Annotated in this window: 1 protein-coding gene; it reads left to right on the top strand. The window is 35.0% G+C overall.

The window, feature by feature from the left end; translation table 11 throughout:
* Window positions 1-68: 68 nt before the first annotated feature.
* Window positions 69-1,160, top strand: coding sequence for a DUF4365 domain-containing protein (locus QUB06_RS34535; RefSeq protein ID WP_333439339.1), 1,092 nt, complete (start codon window positions 69-71; stop codon window positions 1,158-1,160).
* Window positions 1,161-1,416 lie beyond the last annotated feature (256 nt).

Here is a 1,416-nt window from a genome sequence, read left to right on the forward strand (position 1 = left end):
TCGACTTTTTTTGACGCTTTTATTGATTTTAACTATTTTACACTTATTCGGATATTTACAAAACCGGGATGCTCCCAAAGTTAATTGCCTTGCAAATCAAATCAGGAGATAGCTGGTTTAAAGAAAAAAATGGGAATAATATCATTTTTCGAGGCAATAACGAGCATTTAGAATATTGGCAAAATCACTCCCTACCTGTCATTGTTGTTTTGTATAAAGATAGCGAGAATATTGCCTATTGGCAGGCCGTAAACAATAATACTATTCAAAGAACCCAAAAAGGGTGGAAATTATTAATGCCGCTCGATCGAAAAGTTGAATCTCATGCTATCGAACAACTCAAAAAGTTGAGCCAAAAAATAATTTCTGCCCGTGAATATACGGAATTATCTTTACAAGATGTGAGCCATTCCCAGGCAAAAAGATATTCTGCAAAGATACTTTTGAACCGAGAATTCACGAAGGATGATATTATTCAAGTCATAAAAGACGTTACTAATAGATTAAAAAATAGAGCATATTATAGAAACAAACAACTTGAAAAACTATGGCAAAACAAAGCAGCTCACGTAATTTGGCTTTATTTGTATTTGTCGCCAGAAGATTACCACAACCGAGCAAATTGGATTTGCATGACTCAATGGATTAGTAAAAAATTATCTCCTGAATTTGTCCCCATACAGCTAGAGGGAGAAACAATTGATGGAGATATAGTTGTAAAATGGAATGAAAACTGTCAAGAAATATCTAGGATCAGCAGATTGTATGAGTTACCGAAGGAAAAATTCTTAGATTTAATGATGAAACTGGCAGATCCAATTATGGAGATTGTGACTCAGATCGAAAATGTAATCAATCAATATAACTCAGGAGAAATAGATGAGGCAAGATACATGAGTTTGATGTCAAATTTTGAGTCAAAAGTCACAAAACTTTATTTTGAGGCAACTGATATAGGTTCAGCACCTATAGAATGTAGAGATCTGAGTCAGCAATTTCAAAACTTGGCAGCAATTACCCATAACCTTGTTTTACCATTTTCCGATCGTGGCTTAAAAACTTGGGACAAAGCAGCGAGAAAAAACTTAGTGCAGATGTATTTGAGGGATTATCATAAAGAGTTACAGAAATTCGATTTCGAGTTTGAAAAAATAAATTAGCATTGTAGGATGCATAACACAAAGCTACGCATCGGCGATCTGTGTGTCATAATTTCACTATATAGCCTTTCTCAGTAGCATAATTTGTAAGGTGGGCATTGCCCACCCTATCATTAGTTTTGATTAGCTAGAGAAGTCTCAGTAATCGCACTTTTTTCCTCTGCTGTTTTCGATTCTGCCAACGTAAGGATTCAGGTGAAAAATAGTGAGAGTAAGAGCCGAGAAATATGGTAATGTAGTCAGATGAGCGAAAAAT

The organism is Microcoleus sp. D2_18a_D3, assembly GCF_036702455.1.
Taxonomy (GTDB): Bacteria; Cyanobacteriota; Cyanobacteriia; order Cyanobacteriales; family Microcoleaceae; genus Microcoleus.

Coding starts and splice junctions, on each gene's coding strand:
- QUB06_RS34535 (WP_333439339.1), top strand. CDS start 69: ATGCTCCCAAAGTTAATTGCCTTGCAAATCAAATCAGGAGATAGCTGG.